Origin of the sequence: Bacillus sp. ZY-1-1, from assembly GCF_003047165.1 — a bacterium.
Taxonomy (GTDB): Bacteria; Bacillota; Bacilli; order Bacillales; family Bacillaceae; genus Bacillus; species Bacillus velezensis.
Window position 1 is genome coordinate 3,243,882 of sequence record NZ_CP027061.1, and the last position, 20,202, is coordinate 3,264,083.

At 49.0% G+C, this 20,202-nt stretch carries 20 protein-coding genes and 2 riboswitches; of the genes, 1 reads left to right on the plus strand and 19 read right to left on the minus strand.

All coding sequences use genetic code 11. The features are described 5' to 3' along the window. Position 1 precedes the first annotated feature (1 nt). Together C5I45_RS16160 and C5I45_RS16165 are read right to left on the minus strand one after the other, a co-directional pair. Positions 2-997: a DUF3048 domain-containing protein gene (locus tag C5I45_RS16160; protein ID WP_014304551.1), complete on the minus strand. Its 996-nt coding sequence runs from the start codon at positions 995-997 to the stop codon at positions 2-4. Between the two features lie 24 nt (positions 998-1,021). Next, positions 1,022-2,764 carry an adenine deaminase gene (locus C5I45_RS16165; protein ID WP_003155748.1) on the minus strand — a complete coding sequence of 581 codons (1,743 nt, stop codon included), beginning with the start codon at positions 2,762-2,764 and terminating at the stop codon, positions 1,022-1,024. A gap of 121 nt (positions 2,765-2,885) precedes the next feature. Between C5I45_RS16165 and C5I45_RS16170 the strand changes: the two genes are divergently transcribed. Next, on the plus strand, positions 2,886-3,116 hold the full coding sequence (locus C5I45_RS16170; protein ID WP_003155749.1) for a YgaP family membrane protein: 231 nt from the start codon (positions 2,886-2,888) through the stop codon (positions 3,114-3,116). Between the two features lie 165 nt (positions 3,117-3,281). Here the strand turns inward: C5I45_RS16170 and purD are convergent, their stop codons facing one another. The 17 genes from purD to C5I45_RS16255 form a co-directional block, all read right to left on the minus strand. Next, the gene (purD, locus tag C5I45_RS16175; RefSeq protein WP_025853963.1) at positions 3,282-4,550 is read right to left on the minus strand and encodes a phosphoribosylamine--glycine ligase; all 1,269 of its coding nucleotides are present in this window, start codon (positions 4,548-4,550) and stop codon (positions 3,282-3,284) included. A gap of 14 nt (positions 4,551-4,564) precedes the next feature. Further along, positions 4,565-6,103, minus strand: coding sequence for a bifunctional phosphoribosylaminoimidazolecarboxamide formyltransferase/IMP cyclohydrolase (gene purH, locus C5I45_RS16180; RefSeq protein ID WP_025853962.1), 1,539 nt, complete (start codon positions 6,101-6,103; stop codon positions 4,565-4,567). Further along, positions 6,100-6,687, minus strand: coding sequence for a phosphoribosylglycinamide formyltransferase (gene purN, locus C5I45_RS16185; RefSeq protein ID WP_003155752.1), 588 nt, complete (start codon positions 6,685-6,687; stop codon positions 6,100-6,102). The genes purH and purN overlap by 4 nt, the downstream gene beginning before the upstream one ends. Then, on the minus strand, positions 6,684-7,724 hold the full coding sequence (gene purM / locus C5I45_RS16190) for a phosphoribosylformylglycinamidine cyclo-ligase (RefSeq protein WP_107994509.1): 1,041 nt from the start codon (positions 7,722-7,724) through the stop codon (positions 6,684-6,686). The genes purN and purM overlap by 4 nt, the downstream gene beginning before the upstream one ends. A 91-nt stretch (positions 7,725-7,815) precedes the next feature. Next, positions 7,816-9,246, minus strand: coding sequence for an amidophosphoribosyltransferase (gene purF, locus C5I45_RS16195; RefSeq protein WP_003155754.1), 1,431 nt, complete (start codon positions 9,244-9,246; stop codon positions 7,816-7,818). Next, a complete protein-coding gene (gene purL / locus C5I45_RS16200) occupies positions 9,222-11,450 on the minus strand; it encodes a phosphoribosylformylglycinamidine synthase subunit PurL (RefSeq protein ID WP_024084976.1) in 2,229 nt (742 codons plus the stop codon). Before purL ends, purF begins: the two co-directional genes overlap by 25 nt. Next, a complete protein-coding gene (gene purQ, locus C5I45_RS16205; protein ID WP_025853960.1) occupies positions 11,434-12,117 on the minus strand; it encodes a phosphoribosylformylglycinamidine synthase subunit PurQ in 684 nt (227 codons plus the stop codon). Before purQ ends, purL begins: the two co-directional genes overlap by 17 nt. Next, the gene (purS, locus tag C5I45_RS16210; RefSeq protein WP_014417102.1) at positions 12,114-12,368 is read right to left on the minus strand and encodes a phosphoribosylformylglycinamidine synthase subunit PurS; all 255 of its coding nucleotides are present in this window, start codon (positions 12,366-12,368) and stop codon (positions 12,114-12,116) included. The genes purQ and purS overlap by 4 nt, the downstream gene beginning before the upstream one ends. Further along, positions 12,368-13,087 carry a phosphoribosylaminoimidazolesuccinocarboxamide synthase gene (gene purC / locus C5I45_RS16215; RefSeq protein WP_003155762.1) on the minus strand — a complete coding sequence of 240 codons (720 nt, stop codon included), beginning with the start codon at positions 13,085-13,087 and terminating at the stop codon, positions 12,368-12,370. Before purC ends, purS begins: the two co-directional genes overlap by 1 nt. Before the next feature lie 75 nt (positions 13,088-13,162). After that, on the minus strand, positions 13,163-14,455 hold the full coding sequence (purB, locus tag C5I45_RS16220; protein ID WP_007408896.1) for an adenylosuccinate lyase: 1,293 nt from the start codon (positions 14,453-14,455) through the stop codon (positions 13,163-13,165). After that, the gene (purK, locus tag C5I45_RS16225) at positions 14,455-15,636 is read right to left on the minus strand and encodes a 5-(carboxyamino)imidazole ribonucleotide synthase (RefSeq protein WP_014304544.1); all 1,182 of its coding nucleotides are present in this window, start codon (positions 15,634-15,636) and stop codon (positions 14,455-14,457) included. The genes purB and purK overlap by 1 nt, the downstream gene beginning before the upstream one ends. Continuing rightward, positions 15,590-16,078, minus strand: coding sequence for a 5-(carboxyamino)imidazole ribonucleotide mutase (gene purE, locus C5I45_RS16230; protein ID WP_003155768.1), 489 nt, complete (start codon positions 16,076-16,078; stop codon positions 15,590-15,592). Before purE ends, purK begins: the two co-directional genes overlap by 47 nt. Before the next feature lie 132 nt (positions 16,079-16,210). Next, a riboswitch (purine riboswitch) is annotated at positions 16,211-16,312 on the minus strand. Between the two features lie 78 nt (positions 16,313-16,390). Next, complete coding sequence (locus tag C5I45_RS16235) at positions 16,391-16,588, minus strand: NETI motif-containing protein (protein ID WP_003155772.1); 198 nt, start codon at positions 16,586-16,588, stop codon at positions 16,391-16,393. Further along, a complete protein-coding gene (locus C5I45_RS16240; RefSeq protein WP_003155773.1) occupies positions 16,585-17,139 on the minus strand; it encodes a DUF2179 domain-containing protein in 555 nt (184 codons plus the stop codon). The genes C5I45_RS16235 and C5I45_RS16240 overlap by 4 nt, the downstream gene beginning before the upstream one ends. 107 nt (positions 17,140-17,246) lie before the next feature. After that, complete coding sequence (locus tag C5I45_RS16245) at positions 17,247-17,432, minus strand: Fur-regulated basic protein FbpA (protein ID WP_107994510.1); 186 nt, start codon at positions 17,430-17,432, stop codon at positions 17,247-17,249. Positions 17,433-17,570: 138 nt separating this feature from the next. Beyond that, entirely contained in the window at positions 17,571-18,353 is a 783-nt protein-coding gene (locus C5I45_RS16250; protein ID WP_014304542.1) for a hypothetical protein, read from the minus strand. Positions 18,354-18,550: 197 nt separating this feature from the next. Next, positions 18,551-19,873 carry an NCS2 family permease gene (locus C5I45_RS16255; RefSeq protein WP_003155780.1) on the minus strand — a complete coding sequence of 441 codons (1,323 nt, stop codon included), beginning with the start codon at positions 19,871-19,873 and terminating at the stop codon, positions 18,551-18,553. Positions 19,874-20,004: 131 nt separating this feature from the next. After that, positions 20,005-20,106, minus strand: a riboswitch (purine riboswitch). Positions 20,107-20,202: the final 96 nt, after the last annotated feature.

The following is a 20,202-nucleotide window of genomic DNA, read 5'->3' on the forward strand; positions in this document are numbered from 1 at the left end:
GTCAAACACCTTCTCCTTTACTAATGGAAGCTGCATCGAGATCAGGCACGATATTAATCCATGTCTTTCCTGGCACAAACGGAAGAATCTCACCGCCTTTTACGGGCAGAATACGGCCGTCTTTATATTCCCAGTCTGACTCCATAACATCGCCGTGCTGAAGCAGGAGGCCCTTCCCCCCTGACTGAATATCGATGGCCCGCCTTCCATCTTTGTCTGTCATGCGATGGCCGGCTTCAACAATAAAAATGTTGTGCATGGCTAAAGGCTTTCCGGTCTCCCGGTCTGTCGCTTTCACACCATCAGAGCTTCTTGTATAAGCATCAGCTTTTTTATCATAATCGTATTCGACAAGATTTGTAACATTTTGTGTTCCATAATCTATCCGAATATTGTAGGTTTCGTTTCCGGGTTTTGCATCTGATGTCTGAAATGGGAGCGGTTCTGTTTTTCCGTTCAGCTTGTATCCTTTTTGTTCCGCCGCCTTCCTGATATTGTCATAAGACGTGTAGGAATTGTGGGGCGGCTTGCTGAAATCGGCTCTCCAAAACAGGCTGCCGTCGAAATCCAAACCGTTTATATAATCGTAAGTTCCGGACTCCAGCTGCTTTTTAGCGCCGGGACTCCAGCCATGATGGACAAATATGCTGTTAAACCCGCTGCTGAGCGTGACAAAATATTCCCTCGCGCTCCGCACAGGCCCGACCGTTTCCGGCATCTCACTTTGAAAAATCGCGAGAAACCGCGTAATCCGGCCCTCCGCGAGCGCTTCGATGACAACATCCGCCTTTGACAGCCCGGATTGGGGCCTCGCCTTCGGATGATTGTTCACTGCGACTGCAATCGGACGGCGTTCTGCAAGCTTCTGCTCAGTTTTCAGCCCCGTTAAAGGAGCTTCCGCTTCTTTCGGCTGCACCTGATCGGCATTGTTCTGCCGGCAGGCGGCAAGCAGCAAAAACGCAAAACAAAGCATACAAACGGTTTTCCATCTTTTCATATGTCGGCTCCCTGCTTTTATATTTTAACGCATTATCGATGGAAAGAGTACAGTTTTTTTCATCACGTCGAATATTCCTCTCGGCGTAATGCGGATATAAGGCAGGTGTGTGCTCTGCAAAAAGAGCAGCGTATAGATCGGATCGCAGAATCGGTAGCCCCGCTCCTCCAGCAGCGTCCTCAGTTTTTGCTCTTTCTCAAGCACTTCTTCATAATTCTCCGCGGATGCAGAACCGTTTAAAGCGAGGGGAATCTCATGAAGAATCTTCCCGTTTTCGGCAAGCACGATTCCGCCGCCGATTTCTTTCATCCGTGAGAAAGCGAGCAGGATATCTTCTTTATTTTTTCCGGCAGCGATAATATCTCCGGTTGTCGTGTAGGAACTGACAAAGCCCTGCACCCGATCGGCAAAACCTTTCAGCATTGTATTGACCCGCCATTTTCCATGCTTATCGAGAAGCGTGAGATAGCATTCATCATGATCAAAAGAAAGCTGGTCAACAGAATTATCAATCGCAATCATATACGGCTCCATAATGACGGCGTTGCGCATTATCACACCCATCGGCATTGAAAACTGTAAATCATCCATCGTCATATCATATGAAAGCTCAAGAGGGACAAGACCGCCCTTTTTCCAATCCGTTTCTGTAAACGCATTCATATTTCGGCCGTCTTCCCTCAGCAGGATGCCTTTGGAGATCACCGTGACCGGGTCCGGATTCATCGGGTCATCGAGAATGTTTAATGAAGCAAGCCGGCCCGGACCGATCACACCGAGAAAGTCATCCATCTGATAATATTTCGCGATATTAAAGGAGGCCATATTGTAGGCGTCAATCGCCGGAACCCCTTCCTCCAAAGCGATTTTGATTAATTCATTCGTCATGCCGCCTTTATAAAAATGCGGCGTCGCTCCATCCGTCGTGTAAAAGAAATGATCATAATGCCGGAAGCCTTTTTGATGGAGATCCTGCAAAATCGTTCTCAAATCAGGGCGGATGGATGAATGTCTGAGCGAAACATAGTAACCCAATTCAAGCCGTCTCATCACCTCGTCGCCATTCATCGCTTCGTGGTCAGAATCAGCCCCGAACAGTTTCATCTTCGTCAGTGTTTTTTCAGAAGCTCCGGGAAAATGCCCTTCTATCCGCTTGCGCAGTTTCTTTGTCGCCTGCATGCAATGAAGCATCAAGTCATCGCCGTCCATGAGGCGCGGCCATCCGGTCAATTCTCCGCCTTGAATGACATCCGGATGCTCAATCCATTGCTTGCGGACATCAAAAGAAAGGAGCTGGTCCTCATTCAGCACTTCAGTCTGCAGATCATATCTGGACCACCAGAAATATTGCACCGGCTGTTTTTTTAGTTCTTCCAATATAGTAAGCGCTTTCTTTTTACCGCTGTGCAAAAGAAAAAACAAGTTATCATTAACAAACGTCGTTGTTCCGAATTGAGACACATATTCGGCGAGCGTTTGGGGATTATATATTTGAAAAGGATGTGTATGCGGTTCAATGTAACCTGGCACAATGTATTTTCCTTCACAATTTATGGTATGAATGTGCTCTGCTGCATCAGGAAGCTCATGACCAACATATACGATTCGGTCTCCGTAAATCCAGACGTTCTTTTTCAGCCATTGTTTTAAAAAAGGATTTAATACGAGAGCATCCCGTAAAAGTAGCGTTGGAAGCAGCTTTGAGTCTACAACATCCGCCTGTGATCTGATGTCTTTATTTTTCCAGTTAAAGGTACGTTCGGACATTCACATACTCTCCTTCGCTTATATTAGACCCATCGTATCACATCCGCACAATTATCGCACGGCTAAAACGTTACAAATTATTGAAGATGAATGAAAAACTTTTTCTAAGGGAGCTGAAATGATGAAACCGAATATCAGTTTATTAAACGCCGTTATGCGCATCACTTGCGGCCTCACCATTTTGTCTGCCGCTTCAGCAAAATACACGAGAAAACCTTGGTGCAAGATGCATCTCTTCTGTATGATGATGGGCGCGATGAAAGCGGCGTCCGGCATCCTCCGCTTCTGTCCGGTGACATATATGTTCCAAGCCGGAATGAATCAGGATGACAGCCATCAGCAAGAAAAATAACAAGCCGTTTCGGCTTGTTATTTTTTCTCCTGTCCTGCGAGTATGAGAAGAATCTGCCGGCGATCCCGGCATCACAAAAGCCGGGACAGAATTCAAGACTGCATGACAATCTTAGTCGTCATTCAGAAGAAAACCCGCATCTTTTAAGACGCGGGGGTTTCCTCTTTATCGCTGCGATGCTTTCAGCGCACGGGCGCCGATATCGCTTCTGTAAAACAGTCCGGGTTTTGTCAGCCCTGAAACGGCGCTGTACACTTTATCCCTCGCCGCTTCAAATGTCTCAGCAAATGCCGTGACATTGGCGACCCGGCCGCCGTTCGTAACAAATTGTCCGCCGTCTTTTTTCGTTCCGGCATGAAAAACGGCGATCCCGTCTTCAGCGGACGTCAAACTGCCGATCGGCGTCCCTTTCGCATAGCCTTCCGGATAGCCTTCAGAAGCCAGGACAACGCTGACCGCGGCCGTATCCTTCCATCTTAGGTCAACATCTTTCTCATGCAGAAGATCTAAGAGCACCTGAATGAGGTCAGATTCCATTCTCGGCACGACGGCCTGTGTTTCCGGATCTCCGAAGCGCGCGTTGAATTCAATGACCTTTGATCCGTCTTCCGTCAGAATCAGCCCCGCGTACAGCACGCCCGTGAAGGAGCGCCCCTCTTTCACCATTGCTTTTGCCGCCGGCTTCACAATCGTTTCGACTGCGCTTCTGACGATATCATCGGAAATGTGCGGCACCGGTGAGTAGGCTCCCATTCCGCCCGTATTCGGCCCTTTGTCTCCATCGAAGGCGCGTTTATGATCTTGAGCGATGACCATCGGATAGACGGTCTCCCCTTTTACAAACGCCATTAAAGAAAATTCTTCGCCGGCGAGAAACTCTTCAATGACAACAGATGCGCTCGCCTCCCCGAATTTCTCATCCTCAAGAAAATCATGCAGGCATTCAATCGCTTCTTCTTCCGTCATCGCGACTGTGACACCTTTTCCGGCGGCAAGCCCGTCCGCTTTAATGACAATCGGCGCGCCTTTTTGCTGTACATATGCTTTCGCCTCTTCAAATGAAGTAAACGTCTCATACTCCGCCGTCGGAATGCCGTATTTTTTCATTAAATCCTTGGCAAACTGTTTGCTTCCTTCAATAATAGCCGCTTTTTCAGACGGTCCGAAAACAAGCAGTCCGGCTTTTTCAAACTCGTCGGCTATCCCTTCAATCAGAGGAACTTCGGGGCCGATAATCGTCAGGCCGACATGATGTTCTTTCGCAAACGCAATGAGTGCGGCATGATCGCTTTCTCCAATGTTGACCAGCGTCGCGCAGTCTGTCATACCGTCATTTCCGGGCGCGGCGTACACCGTGTCAACAAGCGGGCTTTGCGCCGCTTTCCAAGCCAATGTATGCTCTCTGCCGCCTTTTCCGATAATCAATACATTCACGCTTCGTTCCCCCCTTAATGTTTGAAATGTCTGATGCCGGTGAATACCATGGCGATCCCGTATTCATCCGCTTTTTTAATCGAATCTTCATCGCGGACCGATCCGCCGGGCTGGATAATCGCCGTGACACCGGCTTTTGCGGCTTCTTCGACTGTATCCGGCATCGGGAAAAACGCGTCTGATCCGAGCGCGCTGCCTTTTGCTTTTTCTCCGGCCTGCTCAATGGCGATTTTGGCTGAACCGACGCGATTCATCTGTCCTGCGCCCACACCGACCGTCATATGGTCTTTTGCAAGGACGATCGCGTTGGATTTCACGTGTTTGACGACTTTCCAGGCCAGCTTCAAATCTTCCCATTCCTGCTCGCTCGGCTCTCTTTTTGTCGGGATGCTGATGTCGGCGTCATCAAATCCATGGACGTCTAAATCTTGAATCAAAAGACCGCCCTGTACGGAAGTCAGCTGTTTTTCTTTCTTTCCTGATGCGGTCACGTCAAGCGTGAGCAGACGAAGGTTTTTCTTCGCCGTCAGCACGTTCAGCGCTTCTTCACTGAAAGAAGGGGCGATAATGATTTCTAAAAAGATGCCGTGAAGGGCTTCAGCCGTTGCCTGATCAACTTCACGGTTCAGCGCGATGATGCCGCCGAAAATGGAGGTTTTATCAGCTTCATACGCTTTATTGAATGCTTCCTCAATTGAAGCTCCCGTACCGACTCCGCATGGATTCATATGTTTAACGGCAACAGCTGCGGGTTCTGTAAATTCCCGGACGATTTGAACGGCCGCATCCGCGTCCTTAATATTGTTATAAGAAAGCTCTTTGCCGTGAAGCTGTTTTGCCGCTGCGATGGAACCGGAGACAGGAAGTGCGCTTTGGTAGAAAACCGCCTCTTGGTGAGGGTTTTCACCGTAGCGGAGCGACTGTTTTTTCTCAAAAGTAACAGTGAATTGCTCAGGGTCTTTCTCACCGGCCTCGCGTGTTAAGTAATCAGCGATTAATGCGTCGTATGCCGCGGTATGGCGGAATACTTTGGCCGCAAGCTCGCGTTTTCTTTTGAGCGAAACGCCGCCGTGTTCTTTCATCTCATTGAGCACGGAGCTGTAATCGGCCGGATCTGTGATGACCGTCACATCCTGATGGTTTTTCGATGCGGCGCGCAGCATGCCGGGACCGCCGATATCAATGTTTTCTATCGCTTCATCGTATGTTACGTCTTCTTTTGAAATCGTTTCTTTAAACGGATAAAGGTTGACGACCACAAGGTCAATCGGTGCAATGCCGTGCTCATTGATCTGCGCCATATGCTCTTCATTGTCTCTTACGGCAAGCAGTCCGCCGTGAATATTAGGATGGAGCGTTTTTAACCGTCCGTCCATAATTTCAGGAAATCCGGTCACTTCTGAAATGCCGATGACATCCACACCGTTTTCCTGAAGAAGTTTTTTTGTTCCTCCGGTCGAAATGACTTCGACGCCGAGCTCTGTCAGTTCCTTTACGAAAGGTACGAGATTTGTTTTATCAGAAACACTGATTAGTGCGCGTTTGATTGTCATGCCTTTTCACCTCTGTTATTTAGTCCCAGCAGCCGTTTCACAACGCTCGGATACCATTTGTGCTCAAGCTCGTGTATTGTATGCTCTATGTCTTCAAGCGTATCGTTTTCCTGTATTTCGAATGCTTTTTGCGCGATAATCGGTCCGGTGTCCATGCCTTCGTCGACGTAATGAACGGTAATGCCCGCCACTTTCACACCGGCCCGATACGCCTGTCCGACAGCGTCAATCCCAGGGAATGCCGGAAGAAGCGAGGGATGTATATTAATAATGCGTCCTCCGTATGCTTCAAGCAGCGTATCTCCAATCAGTCTCATATAGCCGGCGAGAACGATTAATTCCGCCCCGTGCAGGCGCAGCTGTTCAATAATGGCCCGTTCAAAGGCCGCTTTGTTTTCAAAAGATGACGGTTCAAAGGCGAATGACGGGATATGTAAAGCCTCCGCCCTTTCCGCCGCCTTTGCCTGAGGCTTATCCGTCACGAGAAGCGAGAGCTCCGCATCCCACTTCTCTTCTCTCATGCGTTTGGCAATGGCCTCGAAGTTCGATCCGTTTCCTGAAGCAAATACCGCAAACTTTTTCATGAAAGAGCCGCACCGCCGAAAGAAATGCCTTCGCCCCGCTTGACCCGGCCGATCAGATAAGCCTTCTCGCCCTGAGCTTCAAGCGTGCCGATGACGTCTGTCAGGTTTTCTTCTTTAACGGCAAGGACAAAACCGATGCCCATATTAAAGACATTGAACATTTCTTCTTCTCTCAGCTTGCCGTGCTCCTGCAGAAATGGAAAAATCGGCGGGATCGGCCATGATCCGTGATCAATTTCCGCGCTCAATCCGTCCGGCAGCATCCGCGGGATATTCTCGATGAATCCTCCGCCTGTCACATGCGCCATGCCGTCCACCTTACCGCTTTTCACCGCCTTGAGCACCGGCTTCACATATATTCTCGTCGGTTCCAGCAATTCTTCGCCGAGAGGACGCGCAAACGGTTCATAGACAGTATCCAAATCAAGTCCGCCGTCATCAAGAAGCACTTTTCTCACCAGGGAAAATCCGTTGCTGTGAAGGCCGCTTGAAGTAAGTCCGATTAAGAGATGCCCCTCTTCGATATGTTCACCGGTGACGATTTCGTCTTTTTCCGCGACGCCGACTGAAAAGCCCGCAATATCGTATTCATCAGACGTATACAGCCCCGGCATTTCCGCCGTCTCACCGCCGATAAGCGCTGATCCTGACTGCTCGCATCCGTCCGCCACACCCTGAACGATCTGCTCAATTTTCACCGGATCAGCCTTGCCGACCGCCAAATAATCAAGGAAAAACAGCGGCTCCGCTCCCTGGGCAAGCACATCGTTTACACACATCGCGACCGCATCGACGCCGATCGTGTCATGCTTATCCATTGAAAATGCGAGTTTCAGTTTGGTGCCGACACCGTCTGTTCCGGAAATTAAAACAGGCTTTTGATACGGAAGCTCTGACAGATCAAACATTCCGCCAAAACCGCCCAGGCTTCCCATAACGCCGAGCCTTTTCGTGCGCTCCACGTGTTTTTTCATTCGTTTGACGGCTTCGTATCCGGCTTCGATGTCAACTCCGGCATTTTTATAAGCATCAGACATCCCTATCACTCCTTGTCAATTCGTTTCTCCTAAAAAGGCAGAAAGAGAAAGGCAGCCTGAATTCCCGCTGCCTTTATGTCATTTTCACATTTTATTTTGTCAGCACCGCTTCTTTTACGTGAGGAAGCACTGTATCCTGATAAATTTCCGTCGGATATTTGCCCGTAAAACAAGCGAGGCATTGTCCGCAATTGGTGTCTTCAAATTTTCGGCCGACTCCTTTTAACAATCCGTCTACACTTAAGAAAGAAAGCGTGTCGGCACCGATGATCTGACGGATTTCTTCCACGGAATGAGAAGAAGCGATCAGCTCCTCATGGGTTGATGTGTCGATACCGTAGAAGCACGGATGAGCGATCGGCGGTGAACTGATCTTGACGTGCACCTCTGTCGCCCCCGCTTCTCTGAGCATTGTGACAATCCGGCGGCTTGTCGTCCCGCGCACGATGGAATCATCAACCATGACGACCCGTTTTCCTTCGACAACACCGCGGACGGCGGACAGCTTCATTCTGACGCCTTGCTCACGGAGAGCCTGTGACGGCTGGATAAACGTTCTGCCGACATAACGGTTTTTAATGAGACCGAGTTCGTACGGGATGCCCGTCGCCTCGGCATAGCCGATGGCCGCAGAAATACTGGAATCAGGCACGCCTGTGACGACATCCGCTTCAACCGCGGACTCCCGGGCAAGCATTTTCCCGAGGTTTTTCCGGGCGCTGTGCACGTTAATGCCGTCGATATTGCTGTCAGGTCTTGAGAAATAAATGTACTCCATGCTGCAGATGGAACGGTTGATATTCATGGAAAAACGCTCTGATTTCAAGCCTTCATCGTTGATGATCAGCATTTCGCCCGGCTCTACCTCACGAAGGTACGTTGCGCCGACAACATCAAATGCGCACGTTTCTGAAGCGACCACATAAGCATCGCCCATGATGCCGATTGACAGCGGTCTGAGTCCGTTCGGGTCAAGCGCTACGATCATCTCTGTTTCAGTCATGATTAAAAAGGCATAAGCGCCTTTCAGCATAGATAGCGAATTTTTGATTTGATCCTTCAGTGAAAAGTGTCCGCTGCGTTTAATCAGATGAGCCAGCACTTCCGTATCGGAGGAAGTCTGAAAAATGCTCCCTTGGTTTTCAAGCTGCTGCTTCAGCTGTGTGGCGTTGACCAAGTTTCCGTTATGGGCGAGCGCGAGGCTGCCGTTGTTTTGCGAACGGAACAGGAGCGGCTGAACATTTTCATATCCGCCTCCTCCAGCCGTTGCGTAACGAACATGCCCGATCGCGCCTTTTCCCTTTACTTTGCTGAGCTCGCCGTTTTGAAATACTTCAGTGATCAGCCCTTGGCCTTTGTGCGCCGTCAGTTTTTCGCCGTCAGTCGCGACAATTCCCGCGCCTTCCTGTCCTCTGTGCTGGAGGCTGTGGAGACCGTAATACGTAATTTGCGGGGCTTCTTCATGTCCCCAGATGCCAAACACACCGCATTCTTCATTCAGGCCTTTGATTTCAGCAAGCATGGAATAGCTCCTTTCCACGCGCGCTCAAGTTCTTTCGTTTGCGCGTGAACCAATTGTTGTCCTTCTTGGCTTCGGATCGTCAGCTGTCCGTCTCCTGTCACTTCACCGATATGAATGGCATCTGCCGCAGCCGCTTCAAACGCCGCTTGGTGTTCTTTTTTGACCGAAACGACGAAGCGTGATTGAGATTCAGAGAATAATAATGCCGCTTCCCCTTCAACAGTCACGTTGGCGCCAAGGTTTTCCGTCGTCATGACACTTTCTGCAATCGCTACGCCTAAGCCGCCTTCAGATACGTCATGCGCGGATTGAACGAAGCCTTTTTTAATCGCGTCAAGCAATGCTTTTTGGCGTGACAGCTCTATATCAAGATCGATTTGCGGCGCTTTGCCGTAAATGCGGCCTTCTGTCATTTTTTGCAGTTCGCTTCCGGCAAACTCAGGTTTTGTTTCGCCGATCACGTATACAAGATCCCCCGCTTGTTTGAAATGCTGTGTCGTAATATGAGCGGTATCTTCAATTAAGCCGACCATGCCGATAACAGGCGTCGGGTAGATGGCCGTTCCGTTCGATTCATTATAAAGTGATACGTTACCGCCGATGACGGGTGTGCTGAGAACGTTGCACGCCTCGCTGATGCCGTCGGCCGCTTTTTCGATCTGCCAGAAAATTTCAGGTTTTTCCGGGTTTCCGAAATTCAGATTATCCGTGACCGCAAGCGGTTCGGCGCCGGAGCATACGATGTTGCGCGCCGCTTCGGCAACGGCGATTTTTCCGCCTTCTTCTGGATCAAGATATAAATAACGGGCGTTGCAATCCGTCGTCATCGCCAGCGCTTTTTTCGTGCCGCGGATTCTGAGCACTCCCGCGTCAGAGCCCGGAGCGACCACCGTATTTGTGCGCACCATGTAGTCATATTGATCATACACCCACTCTTTGCTGGCAATTGTCGGCTGCTGCAGCAGGGCAAAAAGCGTCTCTGTCCCATCTTTTACTTCAGGCGCGGGAACTTCTGTTTCCTGAAACTCGCGGTAGTACGCGGGTTCTGCTGACGGTTTGTGGTATACAGGCGCTTCTTCCGCCAGTGCGTCGACCGGAAGTTCGCAAACAACCTCTCCGTTATGGCGGAGGCGGAGCATTTTATCATCCGTCACATGACCTACGGAAACCGCTTCAAGGTCATATTTATCAAAAATATCGACAATTTCCTGTTCACGTCCGCGTTCAATGACGAGAAGCATGCGTTCCTGAGACTCGGAAAGCATCATTTCGTAAGCGGTCATACCCGTTTCCCGCTGCGGAATGAGATCAAGGTTCATTTCAATGCCGGAGCCGGCTTTGCTTGCCATTTCAGCACTCGAACTTGTCAGACCGGCCGCCCCCATATCCTGAATGCCGACTAAGGCATCGCATTGGATGACTTCAAGGCATGCTTCCAGGAGAAGTTTTTCCATGAAAGGATCGCCGACCTGCACCGCGGAACGTTTTTCTTCAGATGAATCTGACATTTCTTCTGATGCGAAAGTAGCGCCGTGTATGCCGTCGCGGCCCGTTTTAGCGCCGACGTACATGACCGTGTTGCCGACACCTTTCGCCTGGCCTTTTTTAATATCTTTATGATCAATCAATCCGACGCACATTGCATTGACAAGCGGATTGCCCTCATAGCTTGCGTCAAACTGCACTTCTCCGCCGACCGTCGGAATACCGATACAGTTTCCGTATCCCGCGATTCCCGCCACTACTTCTTCAAACAAGTACTTCACACGAGGTGAAGTGAGTTCACCAAATCGAAGAGAGTTTAATACAGCTATCGGACGGGCGCCCATTGAGAAAACGTCACGGATAATGCCGCCCACTCCCGTCGCAGCACCTTGGTATGGCTCAAGCGCTGACGGGTGGTTATGAGATTCAATTTTGAACACGACCGCCTGATTGTCACCGATGTCAACGATTCCCGCGCCTTCTCCGGGACCCTGCAGCACGCGTTCGCCGCTAGTCGGGAATTTGCGTAAAACCGGTTTTGAGTTTTTATAGCTGCAGTGCTCTGACCACATCACGGAAAAAATCCCGATTTCCGTGTAGTTCGGCAATCTTCCGATAATAGATTCAATGAGTGCGAACTCGTCATCACTGACACCCATTTGCTGATAGAGTTTCTCTTCTTTTATTTGTTCTTTACTTGGTTCAAGCAGTAGCGACATGAGTTTCCCTCCAATTTTTCACGATAGACCGGAACAATGTAAGACCGTCTGCGCTGCCGAGCAGTTCATCGACTGCGCGCTCAGGGTGAGGCATCATGCCTAATACGTTGCCTTTCTCATTCACGACGCCGGCAATGCCGCTGACGCTTCCGTTAATATCGCCGCCGTATGTGAAGGCGATTTGATTGTTTTCTTTTAATCTTTCAAGCGTTTCGTCATCACAGTAGAAATTGCCTTCGCCGTGGGCAACCGGAATCGTAATCGATTGTCCTTTTTCATAGGAAGATGTGAATAACGTATCGCCGTTCTGTACGATTAATTCAACAGGGCGGCAGATGAACTTTAAATCTTTGTTGCGTCTCATGGCGCCGGGCAGAAGTCCGAGCTCCTGCAGAATCTGGAATCCGTTGCAGACACCGAGAACCGGTTTTCCTTCGGCAGCCGCTTTTTTCACGGCCGGCATGATGTTTGCGAATCTGGCGATGGCGCCGCATCTCAAGTAGTCGCCGTATGAAAACCCGCCGGGGATGAGCACGCCGTCAAATCCGTCAAGGCTTGTTTCCTCGTGCCAGACATACTCGACTTCGTCGCCGAGTTCGTCCTTTACGGCGTGAAACATATCAATATCACAGTTGGAGCCGGGTAACACAATCACCGCAAATTTCACTGTGCGACAACCTCCTCAACTTCATATCGGTAGTCTTCAATGACTGTATTGGCAAGGAGCTTTTCACACATTTCTTTCACGAGCGCGTCAAGATCGCGGTCAGATTTTTCGATCGTCAGCTCCATGTATTTTCCGATGCGCACATCCTGCACTTCATTGTAGGCCATGCTGTGCAATGCATGCTGCACTGCGCTTCCTTGAGGATCGAGCACACTTTCTTTTAAGCTGACATAAACTTTCACTTTATACATTATGAAATGCCTCCCAGTCTTTTGAAAATCTCTTCATATGCGTCGGTTAAGCTTCCCAGGTTCCGTCTGAACAAATCTTTATCGAGCTTTTCGTTTGTGTCTTTGTCCCACAGACGGCACGTGTCAGGAGAAATTTCATCCGCTAAAAGCACCCGTCCCTCTGCGTCTAAGCCGAATTCCAGCTTAAAATCTATTAATCTGACGCCGCAGTCTTCAAAAATATGCTGAAGTTCTTGATTCACCTGGTTTGTAATCGATTTGATCGTTTCGACATGCTCAGGAGCCGCCGCTTTTAAGAGCCGGATATGATCTTCTGTGATGAGCGGATCTCCGAGTGCGTCATCCTTGTAGTAAAATTCGATAATCGGCTGCGGGAGCTCTGTTCCTTCCGGGATGCCGAGACGTTTCGACATGCTTCCGGCGGCAATGTTTCTGACCACGACTTCAAGCGGAATGATGCTCACTTTTTTGATGAGCTGCTCTGATTCTGAAACACGCTCCACAAAGTGGTTGTCAATTCCTTTGGCGTGCAGATGTTTGAAAATCAGGCTTGAAATTTCATTGTTCAGACGGCCCTTTCCGCTGATCTCCGCTTTTTTCTCACCGTTAAAGGCTGTTGCGGAATCCTTGTAGACCACGCGGAGAATCTGTTCGTCTTCAGTTTGATAAATTCGCTTCGCTTTTCCTTCATAAAGAAGATTATTGTTCACAATATTCACGGAAGGCCTCCTAACCCGAATGTTGGGAATATTCAATCTACGGCGGCTGAAGAAGCCGCCTCCGGCTGGCTTCTTCTATAAACCTAAACGCTCAAAGATCAAGTCGACGTTTTTCAGATGATAATTGTAGTCAAAGCAATCGGCAATCTGTTCCGGTGTGAGGCGGGACGTGATTTTTTCCTCCGCTTCGACAAGCTGGCGGAACGGCACTTGTTTTTCCCACGCTTCCATCGCTTTCGGCTGAACCGTGTCATATGCTTCTTCACGAGGCAGACCCGTGTCGATTAAAGCAAGCAGCACGCGCTGAGAATAGATTAAACCGAGTGTGCGGTCCATGTTGCGTTTCATATTTTCCGGGAATACCGTTAAGTTTTTGACGATGTTGCTGAATCGGTTCAGCATGTAATTCAGCGCGATTGTCGCGTCAGGAAGAATGATGCGCTCAGCTGATGAATGAGAAATATCACGCTCATGCCATAACGGTACATTTTCGTATGCCGTCAGCATGTACCCGCGGATCACGCGCGCCATGCCCGTCATATTTTCCGACCCGATCGGATTCCGTTTATGAGGCATAGCCGATGAGCCTTTTTGTCCTTTAGCAAAAAACTCTTCCACTTCACGTGTTTCACTCTTTTGGAGACCGCGGATTTCCACTGCGAATTTTTCAATGCTCGTCGCGATCAAAGCCAGTGCCGCCATGTAATCCGCATGACGGTCGCGCTGTAATGTCTGAGTGGAAATCGGCGCCGCTTTCAGCCCGAGTTTTTCACAGACATACTGCTCTACGAACGGATCAATATTTGCATATGTGCCGACCGCGCCGGAAAGCTTGCCGACTTCGATCCCTTCTTTTGCCTGCTTGAAACGTTCAAGGTTGCGTTTCATTTCTTCGTGCCAAAGCGCGAGCTTCAGGCCGAAAGTCGTCGGTTCCGCGTGTACGCCGTGCGTGCGGCCCATCATGACCGTGTATTTATGTTCTTTCGCTTTTTCTTTTATAATGTCAACAAATCTCTCAATGTCCTTGAGCAAGATCTCATTCGCCTGTTTTAATAGATAGGAAAGAGCGGTATCCACGACATCTGTTGACGTCAGGCCGTAGTGGACCCATTTTCTTTCTTCGCCTAATGATTCTGAAACCGCGCGGGTAAATGCAACGACGTCATGGCGCGTATCCTGCTCGATTTCCAAAATCCTGTTGATGTCAAAAGACGCGTTTTCGCGCATGACCTTGACGTCTTCTTTCGGAATGACGCCAAGCTCAGCCCAGGCTTCACAGGCTAAAATCTCGACTTCCAGCCATGCCTGGTATCTGTTTTCGTCCGTCCAGATCGCGGACATTTCAGGTCTTGAATAACGTTCGATCATTATGCTCGTCCTCCGTCTCTTTTCATCCATATGTTCGTGATGTCCTGAATCCATGTTTCATCAGGCTTCCGCAAAAATGTCATATGCCCCATTTTACGGCCTTTTTTAATCTCATGTTTTCCGTACAGGTACAGTTTGGCTTCTTTTAAAAGCTCCGTATGCTCCTCCGCAAGCTTCACTTCCTCACCGAGCAGATTCACCATCATTCCCGGTTTGAGAAGATCGGTTCTGCCGAGAGGAAGTCCGCAGACCGCTCTGATGTGCTGTTCGAATTGGCTCGTTTCACAAAGGTCGAGCGTATAATGCCCGGAGTTGTGAGGACGCGGCGCCAGTTCATTGATCAAAAGGTCTCCGTCTTCTGTGACGAACATTTCCACCGCAAGCGGCCCGACAAGCTCCAATTTCTCCGCGAGCTGAACGGCAAGCGCCTCTGCCCGCTTTTGAACCGTTTCCTCCGCTCTCGCGGGCACGATGCTTTGGAACAGAATATTATTTTTGTGGATATTTTCAGCAGCCGGAAAGGTTGAAATCTCACCGTGCACCGATCTCGTCACGATAACGGAAAGCTCCATCCGGAATGATACCCAGCTTTCCAGTATGCACGTGCCGTTTTCTAGCAGCGCGGCCGCTTCGTCTGTCTGTCCTTCTTCCTTAATGACAAATTGGCCTTTGCCGTCATATCCGCCGCGGCATGTTTTCAGCACCGCCGGGAGCCCCAGGGCCTGAACAGCTTCCTCAAGCTCCCGTCCGCTGTTTACGATCCGATAAGGAGCGACTTGACAGCCTGCTGACTGGATCGCCTTTTTTTCCGTTTCCCTGTTTTGGGTGATAAGCAGCAGCTCGCTTCCCTGGGGAAGATATGCATGTTCTTTGAGCCAGTTGAGCGCCTCGTAATCGATATTTTCAAATTCGTACGTAATGATGTCACTGACTCCGGCCAATTTTTGAATCGCTTCACGGTCATTATACTGGGCGGTAATCTCAATATCGGCGATCTGTCCGCATGGCGAGTCTTTCACGGGATCGACGACTGCGACTTTATAGCCCATCTGTTTTGCGGCGACAGCCATCATTTTTCCGAGCTGTCCGCCTCCGATAATGCCGATGACGGCGCCGGGATAAATCGTTTTTTTATCAGACAAGCTGATCACTGCTTTCCAGCACCGTTTGTTTTGTCGCATTTCTTCTCGCCTCTAGTTTATCCGCAATGTCACCGTCAAATGCCGACAAAATCTGCGCGGCTAACAGACCCGCGTTCACTGCGCCCGCTTTTCCGATCGCCGTTGTCGCGACCGGCACGCCGCCGGGCATCTGTACGATAGACAGAAGAGAATCAAGCCCGTTAAGCGATTTTGTCTGAACCGGTACGCCGATCACCGGCAGTGTCGTTTTGGCCGCCGTCATACCCGGCAGATGCGCCGCTCCACCGGCTCCGGCAATAATGACTTTTAAGCCTCTGTCTCTGGCGCTTTCTGCATATTCAAACATCAAATCAGGCGTCCGATGCGCGGATACTACCTGTTTTTCATAAGGAATGTGAAGTTCGTCAAGTATGTCGCATGCATGTTTCATTGTCTCCCAATCGGAGGTGCTTCCCATGATGATTCCTGCTAGCGGCTGCATTCTGCTCCCACCTTCTCATGCTTTGTTTTTCAGAAAAAAAAGCCCGGCTTATATTGCAACTATGAGGAAGCAATACAAACCGGGCATGGCGCGCGTATCGTCAGTCGTTCGCTTCTGCGATATCCATGTCAGCTGTTTATCACTTTCCTGCATAGTCCGGCCGTTTACGGCAGCCGGGTAGAAACTTATGGGCCATATTCCCAAGATTATATGAGGTCGTGTTTTGATTTCATGTTTATCTTAACAACGGACTTGGATAATGTCAACGACATTATCGAACGATATAAAAATTCTTTCTTTTAATGTTCGTGTTTAGATCAATTTCCCTTCAAATACGATTTTTTTCCCGCAAGGAACGACTTGAATTGATCCATTTTCTTTCTTTTCTGTAAAGATCGGCTCTTCCATCCGCCGGACGGGCATATAACCCTCTTCCTTCATTAAAGTGAGAATGGTGTCAATCGTTTCATGTTCCGTTACTTCAAACCGTTTCTTTTTTGGCTTTGTCATTCCTTAATTCTCCTCTTCTTCACTGCTTTCACCCAGAATCCGCCGTGGATCGTTTTCGGCTCAAAGGCGATGATAAACGCTTTTTCATCAAGCGTTTTAATCGTATCATACAGCTGAAGCTCATATTTGCGCGGCGTCAGAATCTGCATGGCGGTCCGGTCTCCTTCAAGTCCGCCCGCAACCCAGCTTGTAACACCGTATCCTTTTTCCCGGAGCTGTTTCGGCAGGTCCAGATCAAGCTCTTTCGTAATGACGTTGACTGTTATGTAGCCGAGCGCCAGTTTTTCTTCAATCTTCATTCCCACTATGACGCCGAGGCCGTAGCCGAGCGCATAGGCAATGACGTTTTGAATTTGATTCAGATTGTCGAGCACAAGACTCAGGCCGGTCACATACACAAGGATTTCAATTGTACTGATGCCTGCGGCGAAATAGCGCTGTCCCTTTAATGTCAGAATCATCCTGATCGTAAAGAAAGAGACATATATAATGTTAATGATGAGAATAATGAGAACCATACCTATACTGTTGGATAAAATTGTCTGCATCACTGATTCCCCTCCTCTGACTTTGAAAAGCCAATCTTTCAATTAAAAATAGTTTACCCTCTTTTCATCATTTTCAAAAGAAAAAAAAGCCCGCCCCGCAAGGCAGACTTTCAAGCTCTTATCAGTGAAGCATCGGCTTTTTTCAATCGTTTGACGGCTTCATATTCCTTCTCAAGTTCACTCAGCGTGTATCCGGACAGTTCCTGAACATGGTCTTGATAAAACCCTGAGCGGATCAGTTTTGTCCTCAGGTGCTGTTTTTTCCGATTAATGGCTTCTCGCAACAACGGGGCCATCTTCATCATCCCTTTCCGAATCATAAAGAGTAGTGCCGCTTTCGAATTGCTGTTGCTCTCATCATATCTCGGCCGGGTCCTCAAAACAACACGCTTCATTAGAAAAATTTGTAAACATTGTGAAAGACAAATTTCGACTTATAAAGGAATCAGCGAAGCAGTAAAGTACTCGGAAATGAGCGGCCATGTCACAGCCGTAAAAACGAGCATGATGATGACCGCCGCGGAAATACAGTACATCACGTCAGCCGCAGGCTTTTCAGCCGATTTGTATAGAATCTGCACAAACTGCACCATCGCCGAGGCGGCCAGAAACAAGGTCAGCGCCGTAAACACCACGGTGATGACCGGCAGATTCAATATCGCGAAAATCATCCATACGATAGAGCAGGCGACAGCCGGAACCAAAAGCGATCCGACCCCCGCGGCCGCATCCCGCATCGTAATTTTCTGCTTCATCATATAACGTGATACAAGCCAGACCGCGCCGGCCGCAGCGGCAAAAAAGACGAGCGTATACACAAGAACGACGGTAAAGCCGTCAAAAAACGTATGATGCCGCTCCCCGTATCCGAGAGGCCTTTGCTGGCTTGCCCTCAGCTGAAACCAATTTCCGATTGAGAAAAAGATACTGAATACAAGCATTGAAATAAGAGCATATTTAAAGCGGGAAAAGCCGTCTTCCCCAACGACCTTCACCGGTGATGTCAAAATGCGCAGCGCGAAACGGCAATAACGTTTGACCGCGGCCCATGCAGAAGCGAGTTTTTCCGTAAAAGCCGGAGCCGGGCGCCGTTCCTTTTCTTTTTTCTTTTGCTTTTGATAACGTCCCGCATTTCTGGACATTCTCGACAGCGGTTCTTCATCAGTTCCCTGATGCTGTTTTTCTTCTTCCAACGTTTCTTTTCTTTCTTCCGTCATGTCAGCAACTCCTATCAAAAAAATACGGCGGAATTTGTTTAGCAAGAAAATAAAACACTTATATAAGGTACCGAAGCGGCCTTAAACAGTCAAGCGGTTTTCTTCACCCAGACACCCACATGACGTTTTATATTATGTATTGGTTTTACGGAATAGGACAAAAACAAAAAACCGGCTTTCCTCAGCCGGTTTTTCCGTTATTTCAAGAAGATGAAATACAGGATAAAGATGACGAACAGCCCGTACATAATCGGGTGAACGCTTTTTCCTTTTCCTTTGCAGATCATTGTAATCGGGTAGAAAATAAAACCGATCGCAATCCCCGTCGCAATACTGTACGTCAGCGGCATCATAATCATCGTTAAAAATGCCGGAACAGCCACCTCGAATTTATCCCAGGCGATCTTACCGAGCGGCGCCACCATCAGCGCGCCGACGATAATTAAAGCCGGAGCCGTCACATTCGTGGTGACAACTGACAGAAGCGGCGAGAAAAACATCGCCAGCAAAAAGAGAATGCCCGTCACAACAGCCGCGAAGCCGGAGCGCGCCCCCGCCGCAACGCCTGAGCTGGATTCAACATAAGAAGTCGTTGTAGACGTACCGAGCACGGCTCCGATAACGATTGATGTTGAATCCGCCAAAAGCGCTCTTCCCGCACGCGGAAGTTTGTTTTCCTTCATCAGCCCGGCCTGTGTCGCTACAGCTACCAGCGTACCGGCCGTATCGAAAAATCCGACGAACAGGAAAGTTAAAATGACAATCAGCATTTGTACGGAGAAGATATCCGGAAGGTGCATCCACGCCTGTCCGAAAGTCGGCGCAAGACTCGGCACGCTGCCGACAATGTGTGTCGGAACCGGAATCAGCCCGCAGATCATACCGGCAACCGCCGTCAAAAGCATTCCGATAAACACGCCGCCGTTTACGCGAAGCACCATCAGAATGACCGTCACAATAACACCGAAAACCGTCAGCAGCACAGGGCCGCTGTGAATATTGCCGATAGACACCAAAGTCGATGAGTTCGCTTCAATAATGCCCGAACCCTGCAAACCGACAAATGTGATAAACAAACCGATACCCGCGCCGACCGCCAATTTCAGCTCAGGCGGAATCGCATTAATGATTTTTTCCCGCAATCCCGTCAGTGAAAGCGCCACGAAGATAATTCCGGAAATCAAGACGCCGGAAAGCGCAGCCTGCCATGAAATCCCCATGCCGAGTACGACAGAGAAGGCAAAAAACGCATTTAATCCCATACCCGGCGCAATCGCGATCGGATACTTTGCAATAAGCCCCATTAAAATACAGCCGGCCGCAGATGCCAAGGCTGTAGCGGTGAACACCGCGCCCTGATCAATTTTTAATGCTTCGGGAAATCCTTTCACACCGTTTAAAGACAATGTCAGCGGATTGACGAACAGAATGTACGCCATTGACAAAAAGGTCGTTAAACCGCCGATGATTTCATTACGATAGCTTGTCCCCAGCTCATCAAACTGAAAAAATTGCTTCAAGCCAATTGCCTCCTTCATTCTCTCCCATTTATTCTGCCCGTTATCCGCCAAATAAAAAACGCCCCAAATACATTTGGGACGCTTGACTACATACGTTCAGTCTGAATAAATAAGAATGGATTATTTATATCAAACGATTGAGATTGATCCGTAGTCAAGCCATTTACGGTAGCTTGGTAGAAACTTGCGGGCCATATCCCCGCCATTATACGATATCTGCATATTTGATTTCTGAGTCTATTGTATCAATTCAATTTTGAAAACTCAATAAAAAAACGAACAATCCCGTTAAAAAAAATTGGTTTATTCGTTAATTGACCAAAAATGGA

What these genes read in the sequence shown, in the direction of transcription:
- C5I45_RS16160 (WP_014304551.1), bottom strand. Translation starts at nt 997, where the DNA reads ATGAAAAGATGGAAAACCGTTTGTATGCTTTGTTTTGCGTTTTTGCTG.
- C5I45_RS16165 (WP_003155748.1), bottom strand. Translation starts at nt 2,764, where the DNA reads ATGTCCGAACGTACCTTTAACTGGAAAAATAAAGACATCAGATCACAG.
- C5I45_RS16170 (WP_003155749.1), top strand. Translation starts at nt 2,886, where the DNA reads ATGAAACCGAATATCAGTTTATTAAACGCCGTTATGCGCATCACTTGC.
- purH (WP_025853962.1), bottom strand. Translation starts at nt 6,103, where the DNA reads ATGACAATCAAACGCGCACTAATCAGTGTTTCTGATAAAACAAATCTC.
- purN (WP_003155752.1), bottom strand. Translation starts at nt 6,687, where the DNA reads ATGAAAAAGTTTGCGGTATTTGCTTCAGGAAACGGATCGAACTTCGAG.
- purM (WP_107994509.1), bottom strand. Translation starts at nt 7,724, where the DNA reads ATGTCTGATGCTTATAAAAATGCCGGAGTTGACATCGAAGCCGGATAC.
- purF (WP_003155754.1), bottom strand. Translation starts at nt 9,246, where the DNA reads ATGCTTGCTGAAATCAAAGGCCTGAATGAAGAATGCGGTGTGTTTGGC.
- purL (WP_024084976.1), bottom strand. Translation starts at nt 11,450, where the DNA reads ATGTCGCTACTGCTTGAACCAAGTAAAGAACAAATAAAAGAAGAGAAA.
- purS (WP_014417102.1), bottom strand. Translation starts at nt 12,368, where the DNA reads ATGTATAAAGTGAAAGTTTATGTCAGCTTAAAAGAAAGTGTGCTCGAT.
- purB (WP_007408896.1), bottom strand. Translation starts at nt 14,455, where the DNA reads ATGATCGAACGTTATTCAAGACCTGAAATGTCCGCGATCTGGACGGAC.
- purK (WP_014304544.1), bottom strand. Translation starts at nt 15,636, where the DNA reads ATGCGACAAAACAAACGGTGCTGGAAAGCAGTGATCAGCTTGTCTGAT.
- purE (WP_003155768.1), bottom strand. Translation starts at nt 16,078, where the DNA reads ATGCAGCCGCTAGCAGGAATCATCATGGGAAGCACCTCCGATTGGGAG.
- C5I45_RS16235 (WP_003155772.1), bottom strand. Translation starts at nt 16,588, where the DNA reads ATGACAAAGCCAAAAAAGAAACGGTTTGAAGTAACGGAACATGAAACG.
- C5I45_RS16245 (WP_107994510.1), bottom strand. Translation starts at nt 17,432, where the DNA reads ATGGCCCCGTTGTTGCGAGAAGCCATTAATCGGAAAAAACAGCACCTG.
- C5I45_RS16250 (WP_014304542.1), bottom strand. Translation starts at nt 18,353, where the DNA reads ATGACGGAAGAAAGAAAAGAAACGTTGGAAGAAGAAAAACAGCATCAG.